The 8,501-nt window shown below is 68.7% G+C and carries 8 protein-coding genes; 2 read left to right on the top strand and 6 right to left on the bottom strand.

The features are described 5' to 3' along the window. The coding region (locus LI92_RS23710; protein ID WP_192830006.1) for a hypothetical protein at positions 1-198 on the top strand (198 nt) is incomplete at its 5' end. A gap of 35 nt (positions 199-233) precedes the next feature. On the opposite strand, the gene LI92_RS08305 is transcribed toward LI92_RS23710, so the two are convergent. From LI92_RS08305 to LI92_RS08285, 5 genes are read right to left on the bottom strand one after another with little or no spacing between them, the layout of a single operon-like run. Further along, positions 234-1,256 (bottom strand): spirocyclase AveC family protein, encoded by a 1,023-nt coding sequence (locus LI92_RS08305; protein WP_082109621.1) that lies wholly within the window; start codon positions 1,254-1,256, stop codon positions 234-236. Continuing rightward, positions 1,253-2,260: an LLM class flavin-dependent oxidoreductase gene (locus tag LI92_RS08300; RefSeq protein ID WP_046317948.1), complete on the bottom strand. Its 1,008-nt coding sequence runs from the start codon at positions 2,258-2,260 to the stop codon at positions 1,253-1,255. Before LI92_RS08300 ends, LI92_RS08305 begins: the two co-directional genes overlap by 4 nt. 10 nt (positions 2,261-2,270) lie before the next feature. Beyond that, entirely contained in the window at positions 2,271-3,125 is an 855-nt protein-coding gene (locus LI92_RS08295) for a mycofactocin-coupled SDR family oxidoreductase (protein ID WP_046317946.1), read from the bottom strand. Positions 3,126-3,141: 16 nt separating this feature from the next. Then, positions 3,142-4,698 carry a class I adenylate-forming enzyme family protein gene (locus LI92_RS08290; RefSeq protein WP_082109620.1) on the bottom strand — a complete coding sequence of 519 codons (1,557 nt, stop codon included), beginning with the start codon at positions 4,696-4,698 and terminating at the stop codon, positions 3,142-3,144. Further along, positions 4,692-5,837 carry a thiolase family protein gene (locus LI92_RS08285; RefSeq protein ID WP_046317944.1) on the bottom strand — a complete coding sequence of 382 codons (1,146 nt, stop codon included), beginning with the start codon at positions 5,835-5,837 and terminating at the stop codon, positions 4,692-4,694. The genes LI92_RS08290 and LI92_RS08285 overlap by 7 nt, the downstream gene beginning before the upstream one ends. A gap of 44 nt (positions 5,838-5,881) precedes the next feature. Between LI92_RS08285 and LI92_RS08280 the strand changes: the two genes are divergently transcribed. Beyond that, positions 5,882-6,295, top strand: coding sequence for a Zn-ribbon domain-containing OB-fold protein (locus LI92_RS08280; RefSeq protein WP_046317942.1), 414 nt, complete (start codon positions 5,882-5,884; stop codon positions 6,293-6,295). Positions 6,296-6,312: 17 nt separating this feature from the next. Here the strand turns inward: LI92_RS08280 and LI92_RS08275 are convergent, their stop codons facing one another. Further along, complete coding sequence (locus LI92_RS08275; protein WP_046317940.1) at positions 6,313-8,475, bottom strand: acyl-CoA dehydrogenase family protein; 2,163 nt, start codon at positions 8,473-8,475, stop codon at positions 6,313-6,315. Positions 8,476-8,501 lie beyond the last annotated feature (26 nt).

The raw sequence follows: 8,501 nt of genomic DNA, 5'->3' as shown, positions 1-8,501 counted from the left end.
CGGTGCAGGGTGTGCGGAGCCACCGACTCGGCGGCCGACATGTTGATCGACGCCATCAGGCGCCGCCCCCGAGCGGTCAACAACCCCCTGGGTTCGATGTACCTGGCCGCCGAGTCGGTGGCTCCGCACACCCTGCACCGGTTGCAGAACCTGATGTTCCACGAGATCGGCGTGGGTCAGTCGACGAGCAAAAGCTGACGAGCAGGAGCCGCCCGCCCGGCCGGCTCAGCCGGTCACGGTAGCGGCGGACACGGCGGATTCGGGCCCAAGCCGCACATCCCGTGGTGCAGGTAACTCGGGATCTCTTGTGCCGGCTGGGTGGCGGCATGCTGATTGACCAGGTTGAAGCCGAGCATGAAGACCATCATGATCACGTTGAACACGCCGGTCAGGGCCAGGATGCGTACCAGCGGGACCATGCGCTTGTTGCGCAGCTTCTCGACCCCGGCGTCGGTGATCATCCGGCCGTCCTTGTCCCGGAAGCAGTAGATGGCGATGGACAACGTGCTCACGATGCCGCCGAAGAAAACACCTTCATACAAGGGGAACTGGTACAGCTGGCCGGAGAAGATCGACCAGGAACCGTCCACCCGCAGGTAGGTCCACAGGCCGACCCGGTGGAAGAACTGCTCGAGCACGATATCCAGCACGGTGAACAGCAGCACCATCAGCCCCAGCACGCCCGCCCTGTTCAGTCGGGGCGCGGCGGTGCGCAGCCGGCCGATCAGTTTGTCGATGCCCATGATCGCCAGCGGGGTCAACACGATGTAGCTGGCCAGGAAATAGATCAGGGGTTGCGGGTTCTCCGCCCCCTTGCTCACCCCCCCGGGAATGAACTCGCCCCACGTTCCCCTGTTGAAGAAGCCACTGTTGTAGGCGAAGACCGGACGGGTCGCGTTGACGCCGGGATCCTGCCAGGCTGCCAGCAGCCAGGCCACCACGAAGATCCCGATCGGCGGAATCTCGCGCTCGGCCCTCATCTTGCGCACGATCCACCAGATCAGCCCGATGCCGAGCACCACACAGCCGATCTCCCAGAACCGGATCCAGAACATCGAGGATGCCGGGATCGGGTCGGGCCCAGCAGGTGCGGACGCGAAGCTGTCCGAGAAGATCCAGCGCAGGTACACGTAGAGCTGCAACAGCACGAACCCCGCGCCGAGCCGCGCCAGCCACACGATGGGCGGCGACTCCTTGGCCCCCACCCAGAGCTGTTTCATCGTGTCGCCATCGGTGGTGACAGAACTTGTGGTCATGTCAGAACTACTCCATTCTCGGCAAACGCCTCGATCACCTGTTCTCCGTAGCGCTGTCGGCGCCGCGGACTGACGAGAAAGCCTGGCGGCGAGAAGAATCCGATGTCGGGCAGCCGCCGCCGGGCTGCCAGCATCTCGCGGGCCTGGGCGGTGTCGCCGCACACCGCCATCGCCCACAACATTTCATCGCTGACGTGCCTGCCCAGCTCGCGGGCGTTGCCCTTGGCGAACTCCGCCCGGATCGCCGCGACTTCGTCCTGCCAGCCGTGCAGGTCCACCAGCGAGTCATAGGTCCGGACGGTGAGCTCGAAGGCGATCTGACGCTTGGCGTCCTGAACCGCTCGCTGCGGGTCTTCGTTGTCGATCACGGTGGTGATCCAGCCCCAGCGCTTCAGCCCGGCGCAGTCCCGGCCCTGCCGTGCCGCGCCGATCTCCAGTTGCGGATCGACCACCTCGGTCCACCACCTGTCGGTGAACAGCGGGTGGCCCAGTACCCCGTCCGCCACGCTCCCAGCGGTGCGGATCATATGGACGTTGAAGGCTCCCAGCAGGATCGGCACGTCGATGGGCCCCATGACCGGTGCTCGGATGTGGGTGTTCAACGAGTAGAAGTCGCCGTCGAACACGATCTTCTGGTCGTTCTCGGCCTGCAGGAAACCGCGGATGCAGCGCACGAGTTCGGCCATCCGGCGCGCGGGGTGGCTGGAGTCGACGCCGAACCAGTCGCGGTTCATCCGCGCCGTTCCCGCGCCCAGCCCCAGAAAGACCCGGCCGGGCGCAATCCGGTTGAGGTGGCGTACCGAGGAGGCGTGCACGAACGGTGACCGGGCGAACGCATAGGCGATGCCCGGCCCCGTCCTGGCCGTGGTGGTGGAACGCGCCATTTCCGCAGCCGTCACATACGCACTGGTGTCGGCGAACTCGCCGGCACAGAAGGCGACAGCGCCGGCCTGCTCACAACGCTGCGCCAGATCAGCTCCGGGCCAGGGCATTCCCCACTTCATGTCGGCCTCTTCAGAACTTCAGGCTGGCGCCGGCATCCACCTTGAGTTGCACCCCGGTGACATATCGGGACTCGTCAGAGGCCAGGTAGCACACCGCATGCGAGACGTCGTCGGGCTCCACGTACGGAATGGGCATGCCCTGCATCATCGGGAAGGTGAGCAGGGCGTCGTCCACGCCGGGGTGCTCCAGATCCGGGCGGAACATCTTGTACATCCCCTCGTTGTGCAGCATGGGGGTGTTGACGTTGGTCGGATGCACCACGTTGGCCCGGATGGACAACGGTGACAGTTGCGCGGCCAGTGCCAGGGTGTACTTGTCGATGAACTGCTTGGCCAGGTTGTAGCCGGCACCGCCGGATCCCTGCGGGCCCATCGCCGCACCGGGTCCCGCCTTCTCCGCCAAGAGTCCCGCCACCGAGCCGACGGTCACGATCGACGCTCCGGCAGACAGGTACTGCAGTGCCGCGTGCACGGTGTTGACGACCCCGACGAAGTCGACGTCGAAGGCGTTCGCGAAGGCGCCGATCGGCTGGTTGAGGCCCAGCGGGCAGATGCCGGCATTGGCGACCACCACATCGAGCTTGCCCATCTCGGCGACCGCTGCGGCCAGCGCGGCCTCGACTGCGGCGCGGTCGCGGACGTCCACGGCGGCCGCGGTCACCCGGTGGCCGGACTTCTCGACCTCTCGGCAGGCCTCGTCCAGGTCCTCAGGGCGGGCCAGCGCGTATTCGTTGTGTTCGATATCGGCACAGACATCGAACAAGATGATGTCGGCGCCTTCCTCGGCCAGCCGCACGGCGTGCCGGCGGCCCTGACCGCGCGCCCCGCCGGTGACCAGGACGACTTTTCCGTCTACTCTGCCCATCTCGTTTCCCTTCCGCCTATCTGAGTTGTTCTCGGAGAACGTGCTTTTGAATCTTTCCGCTGGCCGTGCGCGGCAGCTCGGAAACCACCACGATGCGCTCCGGGGTCTTCTGCCGCGCCAGGCCGCAGTCGGCGAAATGTGCTGCGGCGTCGGCGAGGTCGAATCTGCGGCCGGGGTTGACGACCACGAAGGCGCAGACCCGCTCGCCGTACGTCTCATCGGGGGCACCGACCGCGGCGGCCTCGGCGATCGCCGGATGCGCGCTCAGCACGTCCTCGACTTCCTTGGAGGAGATGTTCTCTCCGCCCCGGACGATGATGTCCTTCTTGCGGTCGGTGATGGTGAGGTAGCCGTCGGCATCCAGCCGCCCGACATCTCCGGTACGGAACCATCCGTCGACCATGCCGGCGCGGGTGAACTCCGAATTCGTGTACCCGCTGAACAATTCGGGGCCGCGGGTCACAATCTCGCCGGCCTCGCCGACGGCCACGTCGCGGCCGTCGTCATCGACGATTCTGACCTCGGTGCCCGGACAGATCCGGCCGTCGGTGTCGGCCCGCTTGTGCAGCGGATCCTCCGGGCGCCCCGAGCTGATCGTCGGATGCTCTGACGAGCCGTAGCACCGGAACGCCCCGATGCCGAACCCGTCGGCCCGGCGAATCAGAGCGCCGGCCACCCCGGCGGCGCCGGTGGTGTATTCCCGCAGACTCGACAGGTCCAGCCCGTCGCGCTGGGCGATGTCGAGTATCCCGCTGAGGTGAATGGGCGCGCCGCCGGAGGAGCCCACCGCGTAACGGTCGATGAGGGTCGCGGCCTTCTCGGGGTTCCAGGCATCCATCGCGATGGTGCTGCTGGCCCGGCACAGCATCCGCAGTATGCCGAGCGTGCCGGCGATGTGTCCGGAGGGGAAGACCGACAGGGTGGTCAGATCCGGCCCGGAAGACCGCATCTGGTCCAGCGATGCCACCTCGCCGAGCAGGCTGGTATGAGTGTGCTGCACGCCCTTGGGCTCGGCGGTGGTGCCGGAGGTGTACACCAGCAGGCAGCGCCGGTGCGGGTCGTCGTCGATCACCGGGGTGAAGCCGGGTGCGGCGGCAGCGGCAAGCTCGGCATAGGACAGCGTTCCCGGCAGCGGGTCGCCGACCAGGATGCGGTGCTGCAGCCCCGGCACGTCGGCGAGCGCGGCCAGGGTCGCGGCGGCGTCGCGGTTGCGGTTCTCGCGGGCCAGGATCACCGCCCTGGCCCCGGATTGCCGGGCGATGAAGGCGACTTCGGCGGGACCGTAGATCGGCACGATGGGTAACGCGACCGCCCCCGCCAGCCAGATCCCGGCGTGCGCGGTGAAGCACTCCCGCCAGTTGGGCAACTGCAGGGCCACCACGTCACCGGGCCCGATGCCGAGCGCCGCCAGGGACGCGGCCACCCGGCAGCTCTCCCCGAAGATCTCACCGAGCGACCCCGAGTAGGGGTTGACGTCGCTGTGCACCTGCACCGCGGTAGCGCCGTGCTGCGCTGCGGCGCGGACGATCTCGCCGGGTATGTCCGCCAACGTCGCGGTGGCCGGGGTCAGCATGACAGCAGCACACATCCTGCGATCGGTCCGCCGCCTGCGGAGACCACGGCCACTTCCGGCCGGGTGGCCAAAGCCGTCGGGCCGGCGCACCCGCGCAACTGCTGACATGCCTCATGCAGCACCCAGTAGCCGTGCATCCGCCCGGCGGACAGTTGCCCGCCGTAGGTGTTCAGCGGCAGCTCGCCGTCGAGCGCGATGCGCCGGCCGCCCTCCACGAACGGCCCAGACTCGCCGGGGGCGCAGAAGCCGAGCGCTTCCAGCCAGGCCAGGGTGAGGAAACTGAAGCCGTCGTAGAGTTCGGCGAGGTCGACGTCTGCGGGCTTGAGCGAGGTCTTCGACCACATCTGGGCCGCCGCGTCGGTGGCGGCCATCTGCGGATAGTCGGCACGGCTGAACCAACCGCCCGTCCCGGCGGACCCGCCGGATGCCTCGATGGCCACCGCCCCGTGGGGGGCGTTGCGGCGGTGGTCGGCCACCGAGATCACCAGCGCGATGGATCCGTCGACCGGGACGTCGCAGTCCAGCAGTCCCAGCGGGGTGGAGACCGGCCTGGCGTTGAGGTAGTCGTCCATGGTGATCGGCTCGCGGTACACCGCCAGCGGGTTGCGGGCGGCGTTGCGGCGCGCGTTGATCGCCACCCAGCCGAGCTGCTCCTTGGTGGTGCCGTAGAGATCCATGTGCCGCCGGCAATGCAGCGCCAGCCAGTTGGCTGCCGAATAGGCGTGGGCAGCAAGCAGGTACCCGACGTCCGAGAGTGCGGCGGGGAGCTTGGCGCCCTTTTTCGGCGCCTGCGCGGTGCCACCGATCATCTGCACCGTGCGGTAGACCAGGACGTGCCGGAACCGGCCCGAGGCGACCGCCTCGGCGGCCTGCACCACCGGGGTGAGCAGTCCCGCGGACCCGAAGGCCGTGCCGAAATCACCGGGATCGGCGATCCCCAACAGGGCGGCGGCCTCGGCGGCCGGGGTGTCGCCGAGGGTGATGATCCCGTCGATGTCGGCGGGCGTGAGGCCGGCGTCGGCGATGGCCGCCGTGGCGGCCTGCACGGTCATGTCCGCGGCAGGGATGCCGGTCCGCCTCCCGATGCCCGAGATCCCGGTACCCGAGATCGCCGGAGCGGGCCGCGCCGCTTCGATCATGAAACCTCCGTCGCCAATGTCATAAATGAGTGTACTATTGAACGATGGCGCCTGTGCCCGCTTTCGCCCCCCGGATTCTGCCCGCGATCGACGATCACAACCGCGGCTTCTGGACCGGCGGGGCCGACGGAACGTTGCATCTCGCGCGGTGCGAACCCTGCCGTCGCTACGTCCATCCGCCCCGGAGAGACTGCTCGGACTGCGGTGCGCCGCTGACCTTCGCCGCGGTCTCCGGGGATGCCACGCTGTACAGCTACACCGTGGCGCATCAGCAGTTTCATCCCGATGTGCCGACGCCGTTCGTCATCGCGCTGGTCGAGATCGCCGAACAGCCCGGTCTGCGACTGGTCACCAACATCGTCGACTGCGACGTGGATTCGCTGACCTGCGGCATGGCCCTGCGGGTCCGCTTCGAGGAGCACGGCGAGGCGTTCGTGCCGGTGTTCGCCCCGGCCTGAACACCCCGCCGTCCCCCTCATTTGATCAACGGGTCCCGCGGCAGACCGAGGATGCGCTCGGCGATCTGATTACGGGTCACCTCTGATGTTCCGCCGGCGATCGTCATACCGCGGGACCCCAGCACCAGCAGGCCCGTCACCTTTGCCGGGGCCGTCAGCACCGCGACATCGCGACCGAACAGCTCGGCCGACAGTCCGGCCCGCTTGACCACGTGCTCGGCGATCAGCAGCTTGGTCACGTTGCCCTCCGGACCGGGTTCGGCGCCGCTCACGCTGCGCACCACCCGCCGTAGGTTCAGCAGCCGCAGAGCGTGGTCTTCGGCGATGAACCGGCCGGCTCGTTCGGGCCCGCCGGCGATGTCGTCGCCGTAGCGCTGGGTCAGGTCCACGATCACCCGCGTCGCACCGTCGGCGCTGGCCGCCCCGCCGCCGATGCTGACCCGCTCATTGCCCAGCGTCGCGCGGGCCACCGTCCAGCCGGCGTTGGGCTGCCCGACCACGTTCTCGTCGGGGACGAACACGTCGGTGAAGAACACCTCGTTGAACTCCGCGCCCCCGGTGATCTGGCGCAGCGGCCGAACCTCGACGCCCTCGGCGGCCATATCGATGATCACCGTGGTGATCCCGCTGTGCTTGGGCGCATCGGGATCGGTGCGCACCGTCGCCAGACCCCGCTGGCAGTGCTGGGCACCGCTGGTCCATACCTTCTGCCCGTTGATGACCCAGCCGCCGTCGACACGGACCGCCTTGGTGGCCACCGCCGCGGCGTCCGAGCCGGCACCCGGCTCGGAGAACAGCTGGCACCAGACTTCTTCCTTACGCAGCGCCGGAGCGACGTACCGCTCGATCTGCTCGGCACTGCCGTGCTGGATCAGGGTGAGGATCACCCACGCGGTGATGCCGTAATCCGGCCGCTTGACCGCCGCGTCGGCCAGTTCCTGTTCGATCACCAGCTGCTCGACCGCGTCTGCGGCCCGGCCCCACGGCTTGGGCCAGTGCGGCATCACATAACCGGTTTCGATCATCCGCTCGCGCAGCGCGGCCTCGTCCAGCCCGGACCAGGAGGCGACCTCGGCGCGGACCTCGGCGCGCAGCGTCTCGGCCTGCGCCGGCAGTTCGATCGAGTTCTCCCGCACCACACCCTTGGCTGTCAGTTCGTACGCCTGCGCCGGGGCGTCGCGGCCGCCGAACAGGCCGCGCAGCACCAGAGCCCGCCGCAGGTGCAGGTGCGCGTCGTGCTCCCAGGTGAATCCGATACCGCCGTGCAGCTGGATATTGAGCTCGGCATTGTGCACGTAGGCCGAGAAGGCCAGGGTGGCAGCGCATGCGGCCATCAGCGCGAGCTGATCGTCGCCGTCGGCAGCCGCCCGAGCGGCATCCCATACCGTGGCCGTGGCCGACTCCGCCGCCACCAGCATGTTGGCGGCGTGGTGCTTGACGGCCTGGAAGGTTCCGATGGTGCGGCCGAACTGCTCGCGAACCTTGGCGTAGGCCACCGCGTGTTCCACACAGTCCTGGGCCCCGCCGATGGCCTCTGCGGCAAAAATGGCGCGGGCCAGCGACTTCGCCAGCGCTGCCGCGCCGGGCAGGATGTCGACCCCGGCCGCCCCGACACCGGCCAGGGAGACCCGTCCCGACCGGCGGGTCGGATCGAGGTTGGCCGGAACATCGACACGCACGCCGGCGGCATCGGCGGGGACCACGATGACGTCCTCCCCCACCGACAGCACCAGGACATCCGCCAGCCCGGCCCCGATCGCCAAGGCGTCGCCGGAGAATTCGTCGCCGTGTGCGCTCACCGAGGAGTCGACGTCGACCGCGCCGGTCACCGAACCGTCGGCCAGCCCGGGAAGCCAGCGCGCCCGCTGGGCTTCGTTGCCGGCCGCCGCAATCACCGCGGACGCCGTCACCGTCGGGACGAAGGAACCCGGGGCGTTGACGCGGCCGAACTCCTCGACCACGGTGACCAGTTCCAGCAGCCCGCAGCCCGCACCGCCGTACTGCTCATCGATGTGCAGCCCCAGCCAGCCCAGGCCGGCCAGCTCGTCCCAGAACGAGACCTGCGACTCGTCTTGGGCATCCAGCAGCGCCCGGGCCGCCTCGCGAGCCTTGCGTGCTTCCAGGAACGACCGGGCGACCCCGGCCAGCTCCCGGTGTTCTTCGGTGATTGCGATACCCAACGGTCCAGCGCTCCTTGCTTATCGGG

The sequence above is a fragment of the Mycobacterium sp. UM_Kg1 genome (genome assembly GCF_000972925.1).
Taxonomy (GTDB): Bacteria; Actinomycetota; Actinomycetes; order Mycobacteriales; family Mycobacteriaceae; genus Mycobacterium; species Mycobacterium hiberniae.
Note: the sequence above shows the minus strand (reverse complement) of the source record. Positions and strands in the feature narration are given on the sequence as shown.